The following is a 24325-nucleotide window of genomic DNA, read 5'->3' on the forward strand; positions in this document are numbered from 1 at the left end:
ATATGAAAAAGTTATTAATATTAATATTCATTTTTTTTGTTAGTTTCTCTTTGTACTCTCAGCAATATAGAGTAAGGTTTACAGGATTCCCTGGCACAACTGAATCGGATTTTGAAAGGATATCTGTCACACTGGAAGGAGAGGGAACTAAGAACTTTAATAATAATTCATTTAGTGAACCATTTATTCTTTCTCCATTTACCGAATCAAAAAATTTTTCTTTATATTATGAGAAAAGGAATACCTTTGGAAATTTAGTGGCAACATGTACCAGAAGTGGAACATTGGATCCAATTAATTCAAGTAATTGTGCTGGTAAAACGATAACCGTTACTAGATGTAATAACGATGTAGGTATTGCTAATTTAACTTATACAGTTTCACCTATAATTGATTTTGTTGAAGCAGGAACAACAGCCCCAGGCGGTGCGGATAGACTTTGCCAAGATGAGTCGATTTCTTTAGAGGCTACTGGTGGTTTTTCAAATTATAAATTTCAGTATCAAATTGACGGTGGGACCTGGACAAATTTACATGATCCACCAGTAAGTACTAACACGATTGATGTTTCAATTTCAGATGTAGGTTCAAATTTATTAAAAAATATCAGTTTTAGATATGCCGTAGACAATTGTAGTTATTCACCTAGCGTAGTAACGGGTCCTTATGTTTTCGCACCTCTGCAGGCTAGTGTAACAGGAATTGCACCGCTTGATACCGTAGAATGTTTTGGTGGAAATATCGATGAAATAGTCTTAACACCAAGTAGACAGCCAATTGACGGAGAAACATTTAAATATGATTTAAGGAGAAAAGACGATGAAGGAGTTTTTCAGGGACTAATTAACAAGGACAGCAATACTATAACTCATGAAGACGTTCTTGCAAAAGTTGGACAAGGTTTAATTGCAGGGGAGTATGATGTTTTACTTGTAAGTTTCGTCTATGACGAAGATGATGATGATTTATCAACAGGTTGTGAATTTGTTGATCGTTTCTCATTTACAATTGTAGGGCCTGAAGAAGAAATGTCTGAGGCCAATGCAGGTGAGGATCAGATAGTTTGCTCAACAAGTAATCCCACTTTAAGTGCGATTGGTGATCCATTAAAAACAGGAGAAAAAGCAAAATGGACAAGGGTTTCTGGTTCAGGTACTATTACTAATTCTACCTCTCGAATTGCTTCCGTATCTGGTTTAGGTATAGGAGAAAATAAATTCCGATACACTATTACTGCAGAGTTTGGTTGTACTGATTCCGATGATGTAATAATTACACGAGTAAGTGCTCCAACCTCTGAGGCGGGTCCTGGTCAAAATGTATGTGTTTCTAGTGCTAATTTGAATGCATCAGGTGTAGGTGACTCAGGAGAATGGACAGTAGTTTCAGGTAATGGTTCCTTTTCAAATAGTGCCAGTGCCACTGCAACTGTTACTGCACTTGATGAAGGTATTAATACGTTTCGATGGACTGTGAGTAAAAATAATTGTGACACTGTATCCGATGACGTAAATATTAATTATATAATTGTTACAACATCTAACGCTGGTTTAAATCAAAATATCTGCGAGAATACGATAAGTCTCAGTGCTAATGCTCCTAAATCAGGTGAAACAGGTGAATGGTCTTTAGTTAGTGGCGAGGGAACTATTGCCGATGAAAACAATAGAAATACCAGTGTTTCTAACCTCTCGGTGGGTACCAATACCTTTAGGTGGACTATTTCTGAAAATACTGGTACTTGCCCTTCAACCAGCAGTACGGTCGATGTAATTGTTACTGATTTGGAAATCAATGAAGTAGTTACTAAAAGGACTAATCCAACTTGTCCTGGTGATCCGGATGGGAGTATTGCAGTGGTGGGGACTGGGGGAACTCCTTTTGTCCCCGGATCTGACTATGAGTTCACTATTGATAGCCCTTCTGGAGAATTAAAGTTTGGAGACGAGGGGGACGAAATCACTTTTGAAAATTTAGAAGCTGGAATCTATTCTATTACCATCAAAGATGCTCAGGGATGTGAAAAATATATTAAAAATATTCCTATAGTTGATCCCGATGAAATAGAAATTAATGCTTCCACAGCAAATATCTCTTGTTATGATGGATCAGATGGATTTATAGATCTATCAATTGTAAATGGAGTTCCACCTTTTACTTATAATTGGACTAAAAATGGTGATGATTTTGCTTCCACAAAAGATATTTCAGGTCTTAAAGCGGGAACTTATGAGGTAGTGGTAACTGATGATAATAATTGTTCAAAATCAAAGGAAATCGTACTAACAGAGCCCTTTGCCTTAGAATCTGATGCTATATTCAGCGATTATTCCGGTTTTAACATTAGCTGCTTTGGATTAAATGATGGTTCCATTCAAGTAGAGGCCACTGGTGGAACCACACCCTATTCTTATTTGTGGTCAACAGGAGAAACGACATCTACCATTAATGATTTAACTGTCGGTGATTACAGTGTAGAAATTACGGATTTCAATGGCTGTTCCATAATAGAAAATTATACACTTACTGAGCCCGATCCAGTGCAGATGCTGAATCCTCAAATCTCGAACGTAGATTGTTATGCCAATGCTACCGGCCAGGTAGTGCTGAACGCTTCTGGAGGTGCAGGTGATAATACTTATTCTTTGGATGGTACGAATTTTCAGACCAGCAACAACTTCAGTGGTCTAACTGCAGGAGATTACACTTTTCAAGTGAAAGATGCTAATAATTGCATAGATGAAATAGATGTTACTGTAACGGAACCTGAAGAATTAAGGGCAATTATTACCAATGCATATAATGCTAGATGCGGGGATCCTGTTGGCTATGCTAAAGTAGCTGTAAGGGGAGGAGTGGAACCTTACGATATCATTTGGGAAAATTCTAATGGAGAAGTGGTAGGGACTGGTATTGACTTAAAGGATATCTTTGCAGGCATCTATAGAGTTATTGTTACAGATGCAAATAGCTGTATAGATTCAGATATAATAAACATTTCAAGCACAGATGGTGCTAAACTTAGTGTTGAGTCAGTTAGTCCTACCTCTTGTTTCAATACAGCGGATGGGCAGGCTACTATTTCTCTTAGTGGAATAGGCCCTTTTGATATAGAATGGGCAAATGGGGAAATAGGTACTACAGCAGTTAATTTAATTGCTGGTCTAAATACTGTGAGCATTACTGATCTCAATGGATGCTTAGTGGTGGAGCAGGTAGATATCCCTTCTCCTGATCCAATTGTAATCTCTGTTACAGAAAAAAGTATCCCAAGCTGCAATGGTAGTTCAGATGGTGCAATTGCAGTAAATATTACTGGTGGTACAGCTAACTATGATATCATATGGTCTAATGGAGGCACCACTAGTTCGTTGGAAGGTATTGCTAGTGGTAATTACAGCATCACAGTAACGGATGAAAATGCTTGTACCATCACAAAGAATATTTTCTTGGAAGAGAAAGAAGCTCTTGCCTTAGAAATAAGTGAAACTATTTCCCCTTCTTGCGTAGGAAGTTCAGATGGAAGATTGACAGTTAATGCTTTAGGTGGGAATGGCGAATATTCATACAGCTGGGATAACGGATTTGATGGTAATACTTTAAGTAATATAGCAGCGGGATCTTACAGCGTAAATATTGTCGATGGTAAAGGTTGTACCTATCAAGAATCAATTACACTGACTGATCCTGAACCTTTCGAAATAGTTGTAGACAATATTTGGGAAATTTGTACGGGATCTTCCTACATCACTGATTATGATATACCTGGAGCTGTTAATTATAAATGGAGTTCTGAGAATGGTTTTGAAAGTGATCAAAGAGAAGTTGAATTAAGTGAAGCAGGCATCTATCAACTTACTGTTGAAAATGAAAACGGGTGCAAAGCTACACGTGATTTTGAGTTGATCGTTTCCGATGATTTGTTGAGTGCAGATATGATTGTGGCATCAGAGGCTTACGTTGGAGATACAGTGATGGTCATTGATATTAGTTGGCCTATTCCAGACTCGGTTTTTTGGCAAATTCCACCGGGTGTAACCATCTTAGAGCAAAATATGGAATATACTTCGCTAGTTTTTAATGAACCAGGAGTGCATGATTTAAGCATAGAGATAGCACAGGCTGAATGCAGTGATTCTTATGCGCAGAGCATAAATATTTTACCTGATTCTGAAGCAGAAGATTCCAATCAGCGACATTTGGGTAATCCAGAAAAGCTCATTAAAACTTTAAGCGTGTTTCCGAACCCTGCTTTAATAGATTTTAATATGAATATCGAATTAACTCAAAAGCATAGTATTTCAATAAAAATAATTGATTTACTAGGAAATGCAGTAATTTTTAATGAAAGCTATAAAGGAGATGATACCTATTCAATTCCAATGCAGAATGTTCTGAATTCGGGAGTTTACGTTATAGTTATGAATGCTGGAAAAGAAAGTGCTTATAAAAGAATCGTGATCAGGTAAAATAGAGAGGAACTCAAGGGAAGGAGAAAACAGTGAAAGTAAATAATCTCTTTTAGTAATTACTAATTAATCAATAAACCAATTACTATTTTTTATGCAAATTTCCCCTTCAATCCCTATCTTGCTTCTTAAAATTAAAACTACCCCATCAACTATGATATCAGAATTAAAGAATTTATCCGAATCTGAAATAGATTTATTGAAAAAAACACCGGCTATGGTTGCTATATTAATAGCGGGTGCTGACGAAGAAATCAGCAAAGGCGAATTGAAAGAAGCTGTAAACCTCACCAAAATAAAGCAAAGTAAAGCTAGAAAAGAGTTGTTAAGCTACTATCAAGAAATAGCTCCTGATTTTGAGAAAAGTCTGAATGAATTATTAGAAACCTATCCGCAAGATGCTGAAATTAGAAGTAAGCAGGTGATTGAAGAATTAGAAAGGTTAAATGATGTGCTTAAAAAAGTAGATAAAGATTGGGCAACGCAATTTGTCAGCTCGATGAAAGACATAGCGAAAAAAGTAGCAGAGGCTGCGGGTGGCGTTTTTGGTTATATGTCCATAGGTTATGAAGAATCGAAATTGATTGATTTGAAAATGATTAAAGTGCCTGCTTAAGAGGATCTTTGATCATTTTTTACCTAAAGTCGATTCCCTAAGTACCAAGGAAGTTTCCATTACATAGGTCTGATATTCAATCGGTTTATTTTCTCTAGAGAGCTGAATTTCTTGAGTAATCAATTCGATAGCTTTTTTCCCCATTTCATAATCTGGTTGAGAAACGGAAGAGAGGGGAGGGTCAACCACTGAGGACATGTTCCAATCGCTAAAGCCGATCACAGCAATGTCTTCAGGAATTCTAAAACCCTTTTCCTTAATGGCCTTAATAGCTCCTATGGCTGTAGGATCTGTTGCGCAGAAAATAGCATCTGGAATTATTTCTCCGGCTAACAAAGTTAAAGTAGTGGTGTATCCCTCTTCGGTGGAGACTAAATTACATTTCTTTACAAGGTGCTCTGTAAAAACTAAGTTATAATCTTTCAATGCAGTTTTGTACCCTCTAAATCGCTCTTTAGTCGTGTAAGGGTTTAAAGAACCTGTAATATGGGCTATTTTAGTTTTCCCCAAACTTATTAGATGCTCGGTGGCGTAATATGCTCCTTTATAATCATCACATATTATTTTTGCTGCATCCATGGCATTTGTAATTTTATCGATCAATATTACGGGAACATTATGTGCTTGCAAATATTTTAAGTGTTCAACATCATGCGTATTATCTGAAAGTGAAATGATTAAACCATCGATCATACTTTTCTGAAATGTTTTCACTCCTTTTAGTTCTGATTCAAAAGACTCATTACTTTGGAAGAGCATAATATTATAACCCATTATATCGGCTTGATTGATGATTCCACTAATGACATTAGAGAAAAAATGATGGACAATTTGTGGAATGATGACCCCGATGATGAAGGACTGCTGGTTTTTGAAATTGATGGCAAACTCATTCCGTTGATAATGTAACTTTTCGGCTAATTCAAACACCTTTTTCTTAGTCCCTTCGCTAATATCAGGTTTGTTATTCAGCGCCCTTGAAACAGACGGAATACTTAAACCTAACTCTTCTGCAATGTCCTTTAACCTAATATTATGTTTGCTCATACTGATATTATATTGATAAAAAAAGCGATAATTATTTAGAAAAATTCTAAATAAGGTCTTAAAATATTCACGTAACCGATTACGTAAACTAGTAAGTGTACAAAATACACTGAAAGCCTTGCAGGGAAATATTGTAATTTTTACATTGTTGTTATGTTAAAGTTAAAAACCAAATATAATATAAACTGTTATGAATTAGAATGTATGAATTAAAATGTAAAATGAGAAAAATTAAAATTTAATTATGGAACTATTAAACGGCTAAAATTCATGAGACACTTTTTACTAATAATGGCAAGTGTATGCTGGTTTTCTATGGGAAGCCTTTATGCACAAGAACGGACGGTCACAGGTACTGTCACAGACTCGAAGACGGGAGAAGGACTTCCAGGAGTAAATGTATTGGTTGTAGGAACCTCTAATGGTGCTACTACTGATTTTGACGGAAAATTTAAATTATCCATCGAGGGAGATGTGAGCTTAAAATTTTCTTATATTGGTTACAAACCCCAAACAGTAAAAGTCGGCACTAGAAGCGTACTCGATATTAAACTGCAAGAAGATGTTGAACAACTTTCTGAAGTAGTGGTAGTAGGTTACGGCCAAGTTGAATCTAGAGATGCAACGGGTGCAGTAGAACGAGTTACTTCAAAAGAGTTTAATGGTGGTGTAATTTCATCCCCCGAACAATTGATCCAAGGTAAATCTGCTGGTGTTCAAATTACATCTGCTTCAGGTGAGCCGGGTGCTGGTGTAAGTATTCGAGTAAGAGGTAGTTCATCGGTACGAAATGGTAATAATCCACTCTTTGTGGTTGACGGAATCCCTTTATCCGGAAATGACGTTACAGCCGGTGGTCCAGATGGTGGGTTGGGAACTTCTGCTCCTAGAAACCCTTTGAATTTCTTAAATCCTAATGATATTGAGAGTATGGATATCTTGAAGGATGCTTCTGCCACTGCTATTTACGGAGCAAGAGGAGCCAATGGTGTTATTTTAATTACCACTAAAAGTGGTAAAGGATTAGGGAAGCAAATTACTTATAATGCAAATGTCAGTATTTCTGCTCCTGCAAATCGTTATGACTTACTAAATAGAGAGCAGTATTTACAAGGAGTAGAGGATTTTGGCGGTGATTTAACTGTTCTACGATTTGACAATGCTGATACTGATTGGCAAGATGAAATATTCAGAACTGCTGTTTCTACTAAGCATGACGTTTCCTACGGTGATTCTTACGAAACAGGAAGTTACAGAGCATCTCTAGGATACGAAAATCAGAATGGTATTATTGAAAGTGCTTCTTTGGAAAGATTTAATGCAAGGTTAAATTGGAATCAAAGATTATTGGACGATAAATTGACTTTTAATACTTCTGCAAACGTTTCTAGAGTAAATGACAGTTTCGCACCAATTACGAATAATGCTGGTTTTCAAGGTGATTTGTTGGGTGCCGCTTTAATTGCACCCCCTACACTAAATCCAGACTTTCAAACTTTAGGGTTTTTAAACCCCAATAATTTACTGGAATATAATCAAGATTTAGCTGAAACAAACAGAGTCTTAATCAATATATCTGCAGATTATGATATAACGGAAGATTTGAATTTTAGAGTGAACGGTGGTTTGGATTATGCAACTTCGGTTCGAAATACTGCTACTTCAAGAGATTTAGTAATAGACGCAAGAGGAATTACTAACAATGGTAGAGCTTCTAGTGTTGAAAATGTTAATAGAAGTACATTGTTTGAGGCTTTATTGAACTACAATAAAAAAGTAGGAGAGGGTAACTTAGACATCTTAGCGGGTTATTCATACCAAGATTTCAGATTTACAGGTACAAGTGTGGGAGGATTCGGATATGAAACTTCCGACTTGTCGGCGATGATTAATCAAACAATAGAAGCAGGAAACACAGTTCGAGGAGCTATTAATGGTGACTACCAGCAATTTGGATATGATCCTGATGCAACTGATAATGCTTTCTTTACCAATCAATTCGGTCAAGCGCCTACATTGGGTAACCCTGGAAGTATACCAATAGATGCAGTAGTGGAAAATAACTTTGGAAACTACAATGAATTACAATCATTCTTTGGTAGAGTAAACTATAATGTCTTAGATAAATATCTTTTCACGGCCACCCTTAGGACAGACGGCTCTACTAGGTTTGGTGGAAATAACAAATACGGTGTATTCCCTTCAGGAGCATTCGCTTGGAGAATTTCTGATGAAGATTGGGCTTCAGACGCTTTTGATAATTTGAAGCTTAGATTGGGTTATGGGGTTACAGGTAATCAAGAAATCCCGCATAACTTACACCAAAGAAGACAGTCTTTTGGCGGAATTGATATTAATGCTGATGGAGGAATTCAACAGCCGGGTAGATCTAATGTCGCATATGAAAATCCTGATTTACGATGGGAAGAAACTGCAATGTACAATGGCGGTTTTGATTTTGGATTTATTAATAACAGATTAACAGGTAGTGTGGATTATTACTACAAAAATACGACTGATTTATTAATTCAAATTTTTTCACCTCAACCTGCCGCAACAGATTTTACTTGGAGAAACTTAGATGCTAATGTTATCAATCAAGGTTTCGAATTGATGATGGATTATGTTGTAGTTGATAATGGTGATCTCACTTGGAACGTAGGTTTTAATGTTTCAAGAAATGAGAATAGAGTGGAGAATTTAGGTGCCTTTTTCTTTGACACTGGCAATATTTTCGGCCAAGGGCTTTCCGGAGATTTTGCTCAGCGAATTGCAAATAATCAACCACTTTTTGCTTACTATATGATTGAATCTGATGGTTTTGATGAGGACGGGTTCAATGATATACAAGAAGGAGAACGACAGTTGACTGGACAATTCCCTATTCCACTTTGGAATTTCGGCTTTAATACAACTGCTTCTTACAAAAACTTTGACTTTGCAGTTTACATGAATGGACAAGGTGGTCATCATATATATAATAATACTGCCAATGCATTTTTTACTGCAGGTAGTTTAGGAAGTGGTAGAAATGTTACTGAAGATGTAGTGGAAAGCGGGGAATCGCCTTCAAATACCCCTATTGTTTCTACTAACTTTTTAGAAAAAGGAGATTTTTTAAGATTGCAGAACCTTTCAGTAGGATATAATTTTGACTTAGGTGAGAACAGCTTTATTAAAGCAATGAGAGTTTCAGCTAATGCTCAAAACTTGTTCGTCCTTACAAATTACAGTGGTATCGATCCTGAAGTTTCTAACACTGCAACAAGAAATGGAATACCTTCATTCGGTATAGATTACACTCCATTTCCAAGACCGCGAACTTTAACAGTGGGTCTTAATGTTACATTTTAAAAAAGATATGAAAATGAAAAATTTTAAAAGTTTCTTATTAACAACTTTAGCGATAACAGCATTCAGCTGTACTGACCTAGAAGTTGAGGAGCTCGACTCTGAGGTAATTGATGAGGATTTGAGTTCAGTGAATGTGAGTGAAAACTTGACTAATTTGTATAATTCTTTTGGAGCTGCCTTGTTAAATCAAGAAAACACATATGGATTGATGGAGATAACTGCAGATGCACAATTGGTACCAACAAGAGGAACTGATTGGGGAGATGGAGGAAGATGGAGACAGTTTCATCAGCACACATGGACTTCAAGTAATCCTGATGTCTTGCGTTCCTGGAATGACCTTAATAGATTAACATTTATTACGAATCAAATTTTATTATCTGGTCCAGATGCACAAGAAGAAGCTGAGACTAAATATATGAGGGCTTTAGCTACTTTTTTGATCTTAGATTTATGGGGTAAAGTTCCTGATAGGGATCCTAGTGCTCCAGTTATTGAAGACCCTGTTATTTTAAATAGGGAAGAGGCTGTGGCTCGAATTATTGAAGATTTATCTGATTCTCAAATTAGTAATCTTCCATCTGCTGGTCCTGGTGATCCTTCAAATTTAAGAGTGGCCTCAAAGGCTTCAGCTTTATTCTTGAGAGCTAAATTCTTTTTGAATAAACATATTTTGTTAAATGGAGGAAATAGTGGAGCTACTGCAGAAAATGCAGATATGCAACGCGTAATTTCTGATGTTGATGCAATTACAGCAGAAGGGTTTTCAATCCAAGATGACTATTTTTCGATATTTGAAGAGCCTGCAACTAGTAGCGAATCTATTTACATCATTACTGGTGATAATGGGTCAACCTTTAGAATTGCCAATACGTTGCACTATAATCATAACTTTATTTTGAGTGGAGGTGGTTGGAATGGATTTGCTACTACTTCTGATTTCTATTCTCTATTTGAAGGACCAGAAGATACCAATGCTCCTGGTAGTGGTCAAGAAGAAAGAAGAGGTTTTGTACCTAATGATAATTTAGGTCGGGGAATGATCTTTGGTCAACAGTATAATTTCGATGGCGAAGCATTAGAAACTCGTGGTGGTGCACCATTGTTTTTCACGAGCGAAATGCCAGAGGAAATTACAGGGCATGGTGAAGCTACAGGTGTACGTCTTATTAAATACCCCCCAATCCCAGAAGTTAACGAAGAAACTGGTGAACTCGAACCAGGTAATGGAGGGCCTCCATTTCAAATTTTTATGCGTTATGCGGATGCTTGGTTAATGAAAGCAGAAGCACTCCATAGAAATGGTAATACTAGTGAAGCTTTAGTTATGATTAATGAATTACGGGAGCTACGTGAAGCAACCCCACTGGCTAATCTGTCTGATCAGGATATAATTGATGAAAGAGGGCGAGAATTGTATATTGAGTTTTGGAGAAGACAAGACCTAATCAGATTTGGAGATTTCTTAGAACCATGGTTGTATAAACCACAATCAGATGAATCTAAATTGGTGTTCCCAATTCCAATTACAGCAGTGAGTACCAATCCTAATTTGGAGCAAAATCCAGGTTATTAAATTTATATACACTCTAAAAAAGGGTAATGGATATGTTTCCATTATCCTTTTTTTATACATTTAAGCTTCTAAAAGCCTAAAGTATTATGTCTGTTCAAAGATCAACTGTTTATTTAAGTCTTATTTTTATTACTCTTTTGGCTTGTCAAAGCAATCAAGAGAGTGAAAAGGCATCTGAATCTAAAAACACTACATTTGAATTACTTGATTCTACCCGTACTGGGGTAACTTTCCTTAATCAAGTAGAGAATAAAGACAAGTTCAACATTTTCTCCTATCGGAATTTTTATAACGGGGGCGGAGTGGGTATCATTGATATTAATAATGATGGCCTTCAGGATATTATTTTTACGGGAAACCAAGTCAATAATAAATTATATCTTAATAAAGGTGATTTTGAATTTGAAGATATTACAGAAAGTGCAGGCTTAAAGGGCTATGGGGGCTGGAGCACTGGGGTCAGTATTGTTGATCTTAATCAAGACGGTTTTAAGGATATTTATATTAGCAATGCTGGTTATGAAGAGGATAGCTCTCCTTTCAATGAATTATTCATCAATAATGGTAACAGTACTTTTACAGAGAAGGCAGCAGAATATGGGCTTGATGAACCTGGCTATACTACCCATGCAGCATTCTTCGATTACGATGGTGATGGTGATCTAGATGTTTATATTCTCAACAATTCTTTTATACCTGTGAATACCCTCAATAATAGTAATAAAAGAGATTTATATGCTGAAGATTGGGATGTAAAAGATTTTGTAAAAGGCGGAGGTGATAAGCTGATGCGAAATGACAATGGCAAATTTGTAGATGTAAGCAGGGAAGCAGGTATTTATGGTTCCTTAATTGGCTTTGGACTTGGCGTAACTGTAGGAGACGTGAATGGTGATATGCTGCAAGATATCTATGTATCCAATGACTTCTTTGAACGAGATTATCTTTACATTAATCAAGGAGATGGTACCTTTTCTGAGCACAGCAAAAAATGGATGGGACATATGAGTTTGGCTTCTATGGGAGCTGATATGGGCGACATTAATAATGATGGCTATCCGGAAATTTTCACTACGGAAATGATTCCTGAAACCGACCAATTGGTAAAACAAAAATTACAATTTGAGGACTATAATACATATCAACTTAAACTCAGAAGAGATTTTTATCATCAGTATATGCACAATGCATTACAGTTGAATACTGGTAACGGTAGCTTCCATGAAATAGCCTGGTATGCTGATGTTGCACAATCTGATTGGAGTTGGGGTGCTTTACTGTTTGATGCCAATATGGATGGTTATAATGATATATTTGTTTCGAATGGAGTGTACCAAGATGTAACCGATGCCGATTTTATGGACTTTTTTGCCAATGACGTTGTCCAGCGGATGGTCTTAACCGGAAAAAAAGATAAAATGGAGGATGTGCTGGCAAAAATGCCTAGTAATCCTCAAGCTAATAAAATGTTCATCAATCAGGGTAACCTGCAATTTCAAGCCGAAGAAAAGGCGATAGGACTGGGCCAAGAAACTTTTTCCAATGGAGCTGCTTATGCTGACTTGAATAATGATGGTAGTTTGGATTTAGTGGTCAATAATCTAAATCATCTTTCAACAATCTATAAAAGCAATGCTAAAACAGACAGTGCACATTACTTGAAAGTGACATTACAGTTTGAAAAGCCAAACAGGGATGCTATAGGAGCAAAAGTTCAGGTTTACGCTGCTAATATGCAATTTCACCGTCAGATGATGCCAAGTAGAGGATTTCAATCTTCAGTAGATTATACTCTCCATTTCGGATTAGGTGAGGTCAGCGATATAGATTCCCTGAAAATTATATGGCCAAATAAAATAGTCAGTACTATTGAACATCCTGCAGTTGATACCTTACTGATGATTAACTATGTTGATGTAAACAAAAAGAAAGTAAATGATGAAACTCCGTTTCTAAGAGATACTCAAGAGCAATATTTCAGAAGAGTTGATAGCGATTTTCAAGAGCATAAAGAAGATAATCATGTTGACTATAATTATGAAGGCTTAATTATGCGAATGCTGTCAAAAGAAGGTCCTGCAAATGCTGTAGTTGATTTGAATAAAGATGGTCTTGATGATTTAGTGATTGGTGGAGCCATCGGGCAGACTAGTAGTATTTATTATCAACAAGCAAACGGAAACTACATATCGACCGGAATTGATGATTTAGATTATGAAGTCACAGCCATACATGCTTTTGATGCTGATGCTGATGGGTTAGTTGATATCTATTTTGGCTATGGCGGAAATCATAAGTCTGCAGGTAATGTCGTCTTTAACGATCAATTGTTTATACAAAGTACTAATGGGAAATTTGAAAAAAAGTCGAATGGGATTCCAGAAACAGGATTTAACACTTCAGTAGCATTAAGCTTTGATTATGACGAAGATGGTGATTTAGACTTATTTGTGGGCAGCCGTTCAGTGCCTCAGGAGTATGGCCAAAGCCCTAAGAGTTTTCTTTTTGAGAATGATGGTAGTGGGACTTTTAAGGATATGACAGTGAGGAGGGCAAAAGAGTTAGAGGGTATAGGGATGGTCACCGATGCCAAGCTTATAGATATAAACCAAAACGGAAACCAAAATTTAATACTTTCTGGGGAATGGATGGGAATAGAAATCTTTGAAATATCGGGTAAGCAATTGGTAAGAATAGAAGAAAACTCTTTAAAGAACCTAAAGGGATGGTGGAATACAGTTGAAACGGCTGATTTCAACAATGATGGGTTGCCTGATTTAGTTTTGGGCAATAGAGGGGATAACTTCTATTTCTCAGCAACGGATGAAATGCCAGTTAAAATCTGGTTAGAAGATTTCGATGCCAATGGTGATAAAGATAAGATTCTAACAAGAAGAATCGAAGGAGACGATATTCCAATCCAGCAGAAGGGTGAAATGATTAGTCAAATCCCAAGCTTGAAAAAGCAAAGTTTGAAATATAAAGATTATGGCACTAAATCGATTGAAGATTTATTTGGGGTTGAAAAAATTGAATCTGCAGATTTTAAATCGGTTAATACTTTCCAAACATTGGTAATGCTAAATAAAGGAAATGGAGCATTTGAAAAAGTTGATTTACCGATTGAAGTGCAGTTTTCTGCCATTCATGCTGTAGAAGTCTTAGATATTAATCAAGATGGTCATTTAGATTTGATTCTCGCTGGAAATGAGGGTGATTTCAAACCACAATATGGTAAACTCGATGCCAATGATGGATTAGTATTGTTTGGCGATGGAAAGGGAGATTTCGAGCTTATTCCAGCACTAAAAAGCTTAGGAATTGATGGCGAAATTCGTTCAATAAATCCCATTCAAATTCAAGGTCAAAAACATTTGATCATAGGAATAAACAATAAAGAATCGGTTTTATTAAAAATCAGAAAATAATTAATGAGAGTCTCTAGAGTAAAAATAATTAATAGGAATTCTATGATTTCCTACCTGATAAGCAGTTTTTCGATACTAATATTTGTAAATGTGCTTACATCCTGCAACAATTCAAAAGAATCTCATTTTGAATTATTAGGTGCAGAAAAAACTGGTTTACTTTTCGAAAATACTTTGAAGCAAACCACTGATTTCTCTTTTTTCGATTATATGTATTTTTTCAATGGAGGAGGAGTTGCAGCTGGTGATTTCAACAAAGATGGTTTGGTTGATTTATTTTTTACTTCCAATATGGGGGAGAATAAGTTATTCTTAAATCAAGGTGATTTCCGTTTTAAAGATGTCAGCCTAGAGACCGGAATCATTGGCGAAGGGTATTGGTCAACGGGCGCCTCAGTAGTTGATATCAATCAAGATGGAATGCTGGATATCTATGTAAATGTAGTCGGAGACCATGAAATTTTGAAAGGCTCAAATCAACTTTTCATTTGTAAGAAGATAGAAAATGGGATCCCAATTTTTGAAGATGAAGCTATTGCTTATGATTTAGATTTGGCTGGTTTTGGCACGCAAGCTGTTTTTGCTGATTTTGATAAGGATGGGGATCTGGATATGTTTCAGCTAAATCATAGTATTCACCAAAACGGGACATTTGGAAAAAGAAAAGAATTTGCTGGAGAAACAAGCAATGTTTCTGGTGATCGTTATTTTCGTAACGATAATGGCACTTTTGTTAACGTCAGTGCAGAAAGTGGAATCAACAGCTCCGTGATTGGATATGGCTTAGGTGTAGTGGTAGGAGATGTTAATAATGACGGCTATCCAGATATCTATGTAGGTAATGATTTCCATGAAAATGATTATCTATACATCAATCAACAAGATGGAACATTTAAGGAAGAGCTAACCAATCAGATCAATCATACAAGCCGATTTTCAATGGGTGTAGATATGGCAGACATCAATAATGATGGTTTTAATGATATCATTTCGCTAGATATGCTGGCTTATGATCCTCAAATTTTGAAAAGTAGTTTAGGAGAAGAAGCATTCGATGTTTACCGATTTAAGAAAGAATTTGGATACAATGATCAATTTGCCAGAAATAACCTGCAAATTAATAATCAAAATGGCACCTTTAGTGAAATGGCACCTTATGCAGATGTGTATGCTACCGATTGGTCGTGGGCGCCTTTATTGATGGATTTTGATAACAATGGGCAAAAAGACTTATTTGTTTCCAATGGAATTCCACGCAGAATGAATGACATTGACTATATCAACTACATGAGTTCAAATGAGGACCAGCGCAAAAAAACTGAAATGGGTATAGTCGACAAAGAGGACCTGGAAATTGTGGAGCGTATGCCAAAAGTCAAATTACCGAATCGATTTTTTATCAATAATGCTGAACTAAAATTTGAAGATATAAGCTCAAAAATTGAAAATAATTTGGATTCCTATTCCAATGGAGCTGTTTACGTTGATTTGGACAATGATGGAGATTTAGATATTGTGGTAAATAATTTAGAAGATAAACCCTTCATTTATAGAAATTTAGCAATAGAGCGTAACAGGAGTGGTAAATATCTTCAATTGGATTTAAAGGGATCTGACAAAAACCTTAATGCTATTGGCACAAGAGTAGTTGTCGAGCAAACAGATAACCAGACATTGAGTTATGAGCATTTTCCTGTTAAAGGATTTCAAAGTTCTGCCCAACATAATTTCCATATTGCTTTAGGTGACAGCACTAAGATTAGAAATATTCAGTTGATCTGGCCTGACGGAAGTACTCAAAACTTGAATGATCTAAAATATAATACTGTACACAAAATTGAATATAGAAAGGGTTTAAGCATTTATGATTATAGTCTTTTGCAACCAAAGAATTTTGATTTCCAAGTATATGAATTGCAAGATTCAATGGGAATCGATATAACACATCAGGAAAATCAATTTGTGGAATTCATTAGAGAGCCTTTGATGCCTCATATGGTTTCTTCAGAGGGACCTGCTTTGACAGTAGCAGATATCAATGGTGATGGAAGAGAAGACTTCTTTATTGGGTCGGCAAAACGTGAAAAGAGTCAGGTTTGGATACAAACTGTGGATGGTAAATTTGACCTTATGAATCAGCCGTTAATTGAGAGTGATGATACTTTTGAAGACGTTGACGCGGTCTTTGCCGATATTGATAATGATGGTGATCAGGATTTGATTATCGCTTCTGGAGGTAATGAGTATAGAGGAGATTCGGAGTTTATTACGCAAAGGATTTATTTGAATGATGGTAAAGGCAATTTTGATCAAAAATATATTTTTGAAGATAGTTATATGACTGCTTCGTCTCTTGCAGTTGCCGACTTTAATGACGATGGCTTTCAAGATGTGTTTTTTGGAGGAAGAGCTATTCCATATGGATACGGCATAGCACCTGATTCTAAATTCTATTTAAACAATCAAGATGGTACTTTTAGTTTAGCCAATAGTACGTTTGCTCCATTTTTAGAACAATTAGGCATGATAACAGATGCAGATGTGGCTGACATCAATGGTGATGGGAAGGCCGATATTGTTTTAGCAATAGAATGGGACACTATTAAGATCATGATGAATGAAGGTGATAAATTTAGTATTAAAAGTGTCGGAAATGAGCAAGGCTGGTGGAAACATGTAAAAGCTGGAGATTTCAACGGAGATGGACTTATTGATATCATCGCTGGAAATACAGGCGAAAACTCAAGATTAAAGCCCACTGATGAAGAACCTGTGAACCTGTATGTTGAAGATTTTGATGACAACGGTCAAACCGATCCACTTCTCACTTATTTTCTTGACGGCAAAGAGATTCCATTTGCCAATCATGCTGAAATTTTAAAGCAATTGCCAAACTTGAAAAAAGAATGGAAGTATGCCCAAGACTTTTCCAAAGCGAATCTACAGGAAATTTTTGGTGATGATAATTTAAAAAACGCAAAGAAATTATCAGCTAATGATTTTTCCAGTTATTATTATCAAAATAATGGAGATGGTAGTTTTGAGGCTATTGCATTACCAATGGAACTGCAAATATCTACTTTAAATTCAGTTGAATTTATAAATGAACAAAACAGGGAACTATTGGGTGCTGGTAATTTTTATGATAGCAACATTGAGATGGGTAAATACGATGCCCAGTTTGGTACAGTTTTTCAGGTACAGGATTCGATTGTTACTATTAAAAAGTCCAAGAATTTGAGGCTTGATGGGCAGGTCAGAAAACAGATGCCAATTCTTGTGAACGGAGCTACCTATATTTTGGTAGCTCGAAACGATCAAACTGTTAAATTGATTGCCTTTGAAAATTTAAATAAGTGATAGATGAGAAGTACAGTAATTTATTTTTTAGTGATTTTTGGGTTCTTTTTTTCTTGTTCCCAGTCAGATCGACCAAAGACGAAGGTCGAAGCTGAAGATTTACATTCGCTGATGCAAAAAGTGACAGATGTGACTGTGCATGACATTTTCTCACCTCCTGTAGCAAGTCGGGTTTATGTTTACTCGGCAATTTCTTGTTATGAGGTTTTAGCATTACAAGATTCTACTTACTCTTCTTTAGCTGGGCAGATTAATGGCTTAAATCCAATTCCTAAACCTAAGAATGAAAAGGTGAACTTAAGGATATCTGCACTTTATGCTAATTATTTAATGTCTAAGAAATTAATTTTTTCAGAAGAGAAAATGGAAGAGTGGCTGCAAGAGTGGAAGGCAGAATTAGAAGAGAGAGGTTTAACTGATGCTGAGTGGGATGCTTCTTTGGACTATGCTAAGAGTGTTCACCAACATATTTTAGCATGGGCTGGAGAGGATAATTATAAAGAGACCAGAACCATGTCAAAACATCCTTTAAGTGATAAACAGCAGCACTGGGAACCAACACCACCGGCTTATATGGCAGCAATAGAGCCGCATTGGAATGAAATAAGAACCTTTGTGCTCGATAGTGCTAATCAATTTGTACCGCAGCCTCCATACGATTATAGCATGGAAGAGGGTTCTCCTTTCTATCAACAGGTAATGGAAGTATACAATGTTGTTAAGAATGATTTGAATGAGGAAAAGAAGGCAATAGCCTCATTTTGGGACTGCAACCCTTATGTGATGAACGTGACAGGTCATGTGATGTTTGCTACTAAGAAGATAACGCCCGGCGGTCATTGGATGGGAATTGCTAAAATCGCTTCTATTTTAGATGGTGCTGATTTAATGAAAAGCAGTCATGCATATACAAAAACCTCAATTGCTTTAGCAGATGGTTTTATTGCTTGTTGGGATGAAAAATACCGCTCTAATTTAATTAGACCTGAAACAGTGATCAATAGAAAAATTGATAATGACTGGACACCAACCTTGCAAACTCCGCCATTTCCAGAATATACGAGCGGACATAGCGTGATTTCTACTGCAGCAGCAAATGCTTTAACTGATGTGTACGGTGATAATTTTAACTTTGTCGATAGCACAGAAGTAAAATTCGGACTTCCTTCAAGAGCATATAGTTCTTTCATGGAAGCCTCTCAGGAAGCTGCTATAAGTCGCTTATATGGTGGAATCCATTACAGAAGAGCGATAGATGAAGGTATTTGGCAGGGTCAAAAAATAGGAGACTTAATTAGGAGTAGTATTGAATTTAAAAAGAATAATACCGTAGCTAAAAAATAAATATGAAAAAACATATCATCCTCGCTGCTTCTCTTTTTCAAGTACTTGTCCTTTTTTCATGTGATCCTACAAGAGAAAAAGAAAATAATAATAAGGCGATTTACGAAGAGAACGACTTAGAAGATTTTCATGAGTTTTACGATTCGGAATTATTTAGAGAAGTGCAACTAGCGGGCATTTTTAGTGATTCTAAGACTTTTGCAGACAGCAAGCCAATGATGGGGCTTGAAAAAATTAACACTAACTATTTAGCGGAGAAAGATACTAAAGATTTTGAGTTAGAAGAGTTTGTAACTAGGCATTTCGAAATGCCTGTTAATCCTAAAACCGATTTTGAGTCTGATACCGAGAAAGATATGTACGCACATATCGAAAGTTTGTGGCCAGTGCTCACACGTACTAAGGATAGCATTAAGAACTCATCCCTAATTCCTTTACCAAATCCTTACGTAGTGCCGGGAGGCCGTTTTCGAGAGATTTATTACTGGGATTCGTATTTCACCATGCTTGGATTGAAAGCCGCTGGTAAACAAAAGTTGGCCATAAATATGCTCGACAACTTTGCATTTTTAATTGATACCTTAGGTTTTATTCCGAACGGGAATAGAGCTTACTATACTGGAAGAAGTCAACCACCGTTTTTTGCTTTGATGGTCGATGAACTCACGTCTGATAATCGTTCGAAATTTATTTCTTATCAACCTCAGCTCTTAAAAGAGTATAGCTTTTGGATGCAAGGAAGCGAAAAACTGTCAGAAGCAAATCCCACTAGTAAAAGAGTAGTATTATTGGAGGACAATATAGTACTCAACCGATACTTTGATGAATTTGCGAAAGCAAGACCGGAGTCATTCAAAGAAGATTACGAATTAGTACATGAAAATAATCTAGAAGAAGAGAAAGCCTACAGAGATTTAAGAGCAGGAGCGGAATCAGGTTGGGATTACAGCAGCAGGTGGTTTGCAAATCCGAAAGAAATGAAAAGTATTCAAACAACTGATATTATCCCCGTTGATTTAAATGTACTTCTCTATTTCTTAGAAATAAAAATTGCGCAGGCCTACAATTGGAATGAACAACTTGACAGTGCTAATATCTATCTGGAAAAAGCAAATAGCAGAAAAAGTGCCATCAACAGTATTCTGTGGGATGAAAAGGCAAAACGATATGCTGATTTTAATTTCACTAAGAATGAACATACATCCATTTTAAGTATGGCTACTGCGTATCCGCTTTTCGCTAAAATTGCTCCTAAAGACAAGGCTAGAATGGTCATCAAGCAAATGCAAGATAGTTTGCTTTTAGCAGGTGGCTTTGTAAGTACTACAATTGAAAGTGGTCAGCAGTGGGATTATCCGAACGCTTGGGCACCGCTGCAGTGGATTGGTATTCAAGCATTGTTTAATTACAGTGAGCATGAGCTTGGCTTAGAGGTTATGGATAGATGGTTAACCGTAAATGAGAAAGTGTATCAACAAACCGGGAAGATGATGGAAAAGTACAATGTCGCGGATACAAGTTTGCAAGCTGGAGGAGGGGAGTACCCTTTACAGGATGGTTTTGGTTGGACAAATGGCGTTGCGGTTGCAATGAAGAAGATATTAGAAGAAAAAGAAGCAGTGGTGATGGATTGATTTTTTTATAATGATAAGAAAGGACTTTTTTTAATGCTAAATAGAACCTGACGATGAGTTAAAGTAAAGAAAGATGAATGAAATTGGTTTGAGTCCAATCGATGGGGGTATAATCATCATTTACCTAGTCGGAATCATTTGGTATGGCATCAAAAAAGGGAAACAAAAAACTTCTGAAGAGTACTTTTTGGCTGGAAGGAATATGGTTTGGCCCATAGTGGGAATTTCTCTTTTTGCCGCTAACATTGGTAGCAATACTCTAATAGGGCTTACCTCCGAAGCATATAGTACTAATTTAGCTGTTTACAATTATGAATGGATGGCAGCGGTGGTCTTGGTGTTCTTCGCTATCTTTTTCCTTCCGTTTTACCTTCGATCTAAGGTATATACTATGCCTGAGTTTTTGGAAAGAAGGTATGACAGTCGCTCTCGGTATTACTTTTCAACCATCACTATTATTGGCAATGTTATCATTGATACAGCATCAGGATTATATGCAGGAAATTTGATTTTAAAAATCATTTTCCCTGAGCTAGATTCAACCATTATTATTTTGATTTTAGCGGGTGCAGCAGCAGCTTATACCATTCCGGGAGGATTATCTTCTGTGGTGCACACAGAAGTGATACAAGCCTTATTACTTTTTGCGAGTTCAATGGTTTTAACTTATTTCTGTTTTGCAGAAGTGGGAGGATGGTCTGGCATGTTAGCAGGTCTTGAAAGTTTACAACCTCAAGGGAAAAGCCCAGAAGAAATATTAAGTTTAGTTAGACCGTTAGAAAGTGATTATATGCCGTGGACGGGATTACTATTTGGGGTTCCGCTTTTGGGATTCTATTTCTGGGCAAATAATCAGTTTATGGTACAGCGTGTGCTAAGTGCTAAGGATATTAATCACGGGCGATGGGGTGCTATATTTGCTGGCTTACTCAAGTTACCCGTATTGTTTTTTATGGTAATTCCTGGAGTAATTGCTATTGTGATATTCTCAGGGTTGGATATCACTGCTCTGAATTATTACATGAAAACAGAAGCAGGAGAGGTCCTTTGCACTGATTTGGCTGATTGCCCAAATATGACCTACCCCTTATTGATTTATAGTTTATTGCCAACAGGTCTGTTGGGTGTCGTGATTGCCGGTCTTCTGGCGGCTATGTCTTCTAGTATAAGTGCTACCTTGAATTCCTCTTCAACGCTTATTACAATGGATTTTGTAAAGGCTCTCAAGCCTGACATGACAAGCAAGCAATTAGTAAGAACAGGTCAGATTGCAACGCTTGTCTTGGTTCTGCTTGCAGCCCTATGGGCTCCTCAGATTGATCGATTTGGTTCTCTATTTGATTATCTTCAAATTATTCTGGGATTAATAGCACCGCCTATTGTCGCAGTATTTGTTTTGGGGCTATTTTGGAGAAGAGCCAACGGGCATGGCGCAATTGCGGGGCTTTCGGGTGGATTTATACTAGCTATATTTATCATTTTGTCAAGTGTATTTGATTGGGCACCAGCACTTAATGAGATTCATTTCTTACACAAGGCACCGCTCTTGATGTTAGCGGTAATGTTGATTCAAGTATTGGTAAGTTTAATGACTGCTCCGCCAGCAGCAGAGAAAGTAGAGGATATGGTATGGTCAGTAAATATATTTAAGGCGGAAACTAAAGAATTGGAAGGATTACCATGGTATAAAAATTACAGGATTTTATCAGTTTTATTACTACTTGTAACCGCTGTAATTGTGATTTGGTTCTGGTAACTTAACTCATAACTCATAACTCATAACTCATAATTATCATGACTTGGTGGAAAGAAGCTATAGTGTATCAAATATATCCTAGAAGTTTTAAGGACAGCAATGGAGATGGGATAGGGGATTTACCCGGAATCTTTAGTAAATTAGATTACATTCAGTCTATTGGCGTAGATGTGATATGGCTTTGTCCCATTTATCAATCTCCAAATCATGATAATGGTTACGATATTAGCGATTATCGTCAAATCATGATAGATTTTGGAGATATGTCAGATTTCGATCAGCTTTTAGAGGGTATTCATGAAAGAGGAATGAAACTGATTATGGATATAGTTCCTAATCATACTTCTGATGAACACCGTTGGTTTAAAGCTTCCTGCGAAAGTGAAGACAATCCTTTCCGGGATTATTACATTTGGAGAAAAGGAGAAATGGACAAGCTCCCCAATAATTGGCCTTCTTTTTTCTCAGGTGATGCTTGGGATTATGACGAAAAGACCCAATCGCACTATCTACATTTATTCTCTAAAAAGCAGCCCGATTTGAATTGGGAAAATCCCAAGGTGCGGCAGGAGATGTATGAGATCATGCATTTTTGGTTTAAAAAAGGAATCGATGGTTTTAGAATGGATGTTGTTAGTTTGATTTCTAAACTTCCAGGCCTTCCTGATTCTGAAAGCAATGTTTTTACCGAAATCATTTCACAATATTATGCAAATGGGCCAAAAGTGCATAAATATTTAAAAGAAATGCATAAGGAAGTTTTTCAACATTACGATTGTATGACAGTTGGCGAAGGCCCTGGAATCACCTTAGATAATGCTCTGAATTATGTTGGGGAGGATAGAAATGAGCTCAATATGGTTTTCCATTTTGGTCATATGTACATAGATAATGGTCCTGGAGGAAAATATGACCCCATCCCCTTTGACTTGGTAGATATGAAGAAGGTTTTCAACGCTTGGGATGAAAAACTAGCTGCAAAGGGCTGGGGAAGTATCTTTTTAGGAAATCATGATTTTCCTCGGGTAGTTTCTCGTTTTGGAAATGACGGACTTTACTGGCAAGAATCGGCTAAATTGATTGCTACTTTACTATTATGTATGAGAGGAACGCCCTATATTTTCCAAGGGGATGAAATAGGAATGACTAATGTGGCTTATCAGTCTATTGATGAATATCGAGATATTGAGACTTTAAACAGTTGGAAAGATGCCATGCTAAAAGGTGCTGATTCTGAGAATTTTATGAAGCTAGTGCATCAACAAAGCCGAGATAACGCAAGAACCCCTTTCCAGTGGAACAATTCAAGAAATGGAGGCTTTTCAGAAAAGCATCCGTGGTTAAAATCCAATGATAATTTTGAGACAATTAATGTCGAAAAGCAGGAAAATGATGAACATTCAATATTGAATTATTATCGTAAAATGATAGAATACAGAAAGCAGAATCCAGACTTGGTAGATGGAAACTACCAATGCTATGAAGTAGAGCATCCTGAGTTGTTTCTATTTAAAAGATGGAGCGACAAAAATGAATATTGGGTCTTGTTGAATTTCTCCGAAAATCATCATAATGTAGCGATGCAATTTCCACAAAGTATTAGTCTTGAAGTAAACAACTATGGTGAACCCAATGGTATCAATAGACTAAGACCATGGGAAGCTAAGGTTTTAAAAGTTTAACAGTGAAAGATAGCCGGCAAGAAGCTCTTTAGCACGCTAATTAACCATTTAAAAAATCG

General features: G+C 36.7%; 11 protein-coding genes. 10 read left to right on the forward strand and 1 reads right to left on the reverse strand.

Annotated features, from left to right (window positions below; all coding sequences use genetic code 11):
• Positions 1-2 precede the first annotated feature (2 nt).
• On the forward strand, positions 3-4469 hold the full coding sequence (locus B9Y84_RS01090; RefSeq protein WP_085515245.1) for a T9SS type A sorting domain-containing protein: 4467 nt from the start codon (positions 3-5) through the stop codon (positions 4467-4469).
• Between the two features lie 154 nt (positions 4470-4623).
• Positions 4624-5085 carry a hypothetical protein gene (locus tag B9Y84_RS01095; RefSeq protein ID WP_085515246.1) on the forward strand — a complete coding sequence of 154 codons (462 nt, stop codon included), beginning with the start codon at positions 4624-4626 and terminating at the stop codon, positions 5083-5085.
• Between the two features lie 12 nt (positions 5086-5097).
• Here the strand turns inward: B9Y84_RS01095 and B9Y84_RS01100 are convergent, their stop codons facing one another.
• On the reverse strand, positions 5098-6132 hold the full coding sequence (locus B9Y84_RS01100; protein WP_085515247.1) for a LacI family DNA-binding transcriptional regulator: 1035 nt from the start codon (positions 6130-6132) through the stop codon (positions 5098-5100).
• 270 nt (positions 6133-6402) lie between these two features.
• Here B9Y84_RS01100 and B9Y84_RS01105 point away from each other — a divergent pair, with 270 nt between their 5' ends.
• From B9Y84_RS01105 to B9Y84_RS01140, 8 genes are all read left to right on the forward strand, one after another.
• Positions 6403-9486, forward strand: coding sequence for a SusC/RagA family TonB-linked outer membrane protein (locus tag B9Y84_RS01105; RefSeq protein ID WP_085515248.1), 3084 nt, complete (start codon positions 6403-6405; stop codon positions 9484-9486).
• A 13-nt stretch (positions 9487-9499) separates the two neighbouring features.
• A complete protein-coding gene (locus B9Y84_RS01110) occupies positions 9500-11062 on the forward strand; it encodes a RagB/SusD family nutrient uptake outer membrane protein (RefSeq protein WP_085516011.1) in 1563 nt (520 codons plus the stop codon).
• An 86-nt stretch (positions 11063-11148) separates the two neighbouring features.
• Positions 11149-14490: a VCBS repeat-containing protein gene (locus B9Y84_RS01115; protein ID WP_085515249.1), complete on the forward strand. Its 3342-nt coding sequence runs from the start codon at positions 11149-11151 to the stop codon at positions 14488-14490.
• A gap of 42 nt (positions 14491-14532) precedes the next feature.
• A complete protein-coding gene (locus B9Y84_RS01120; RefSeq protein WP_176223676.1) occupies positions 14533-17850 on the forward strand; it encodes a VCBS repeat-containing protein in 3318 nt (1105 codons plus the stop codon).
• Between the two features lie 3 nt (positions 17851-17853).
• Positions 17854-19194, forward strand: a complete 1341-nt coding sequence (locus B9Y84_RS01125) for a vanadium-dependent haloperoxidase (protein WP_085515251.1) — start codon at positions 17854-17856, stop codon at positions 19192-19194.
• A gap of 2 nt (positions 19195-19196) precedes the next feature.
• Complete coding sequence (gene treF / locus B9Y84_RS01130) at positions 19197-20828, forward strand: alpha,alpha-trehalase TreF (RefSeq protein ID WP_085515252.1); 1632 nt, start codon at positions 19197-19199, stop codon at positions 20826-20828.
• 73 nt (positions 20829-20901) lie between these two features.
• Positions 20902-22584: a sodium:solute symporter gene (locus tag B9Y84_RS01135; RefSeq protein WP_085515253.1), complete on the forward strand. Its 1683-nt coding sequence runs from the start codon at positions 20902-20904 to the stop codon at positions 22582-22584.
• Between the two features lie 38 nt (positions 22585-22622).
• Positions 22623-24266 (forward strand): alpha-glucosidase, encoded by a 1644-nt coding sequence (locus B9Y84_RS01140; protein WP_085515254.1) that lies wholly within the window; start codon positions 22623-22625, stop codon positions 24264-24266.
• The last annotated feature ends 59 nt before the right edge of the window (positions 24267-24325 follow it).

It is taken from the genome of Marivirga sericea, from assembly GCF_900177665.1.
Taxonomy (GTDB): domain Bacteria; phylum Bacteroidota; class Bacteroidia; order Cytophagales; family Cyclobacteriaceae; genus Marivirga; species Marivirga sericea.

Excerpts from the sequence above, each read along its gene's own strand:
- B9Y84_RS01090 (WP_085515245.1), top strand. The coding sequence starts at position 3 with ATGAAAAAGTTATTAATATTAATATTCATTTTTTTTGTTAGTTTCTCT.
- B9Y84_RS01095 (WP_085515246.1), top strand. The coding sequence starts at position 4,624 with ATGATATCAGAATTAAAGAATTTATCCGAATCTGAAATAGATTTATTG.
- B9Y84_RS01100 (WP_085515247.1), bottom strand. The coding sequence starts at position 6,132 with ATGAGCAAACATAATATTAGGTTAAAGGACATTGCAGAAGAGTTAGGT.
- B9Y84_RS01105 (WP_085515248.1), top strand. The coding sequence starts at position 6,403 with ATGAGACACTTTTTACTAATAATGGCAAGTGTATGCTGGTTTTCTATG.
- B9Y84_RS01110 (WP_085516011.1), top strand. The coding sequence starts at position 9,500 with ATGAAAAATTTTAAAAGTTTCTTATTAACAACTTTAGCGATAACAGCA.
- B9Y84_RS01115 (WP_085515249.1), top strand. The coding sequence starts at position 11,149 with ATGTCTGTTCAAAGATCAACTGTTTATTTAAGTCTTATTTTTATTACT.
- B9Y84_RS01120 (WP_176223676.1), top strand. The coding sequence starts at position 14,533 with ATGATTTCCTACCTGATAAGCAGTTTTTCGATACTAATATTTGTAAAT.
- B9Y84_RS01125 (WP_085515251.1), top strand. The coding sequence starts at position 17,854 with ATGAGAAGTACAGTAATTTATTTTTTAGTGATTTTTGGGTTCTTTTTT.
- treF (WP_085515252.1), top strand. The coding sequence starts at position 19,197 with ATGAAAAAACATATCATCCTCGCTGCTTCTCTTTTTCAAGTACTTGTC.
- B9Y84_RS01135 (WP_085515253.1), top strand. The coding sequence starts at position 20,902 with ATGAATGAAATTGGTTTGAGTCCAATCGATGGGGGTATAATCATCATT.
- B9Y84_RS01140 (WP_085515254.1), top strand. The coding sequence starts at position 22,623 with ATGACTTGGTGGAAAGAAGCTATAGTGTATCAAATATATCCTAGAAGT.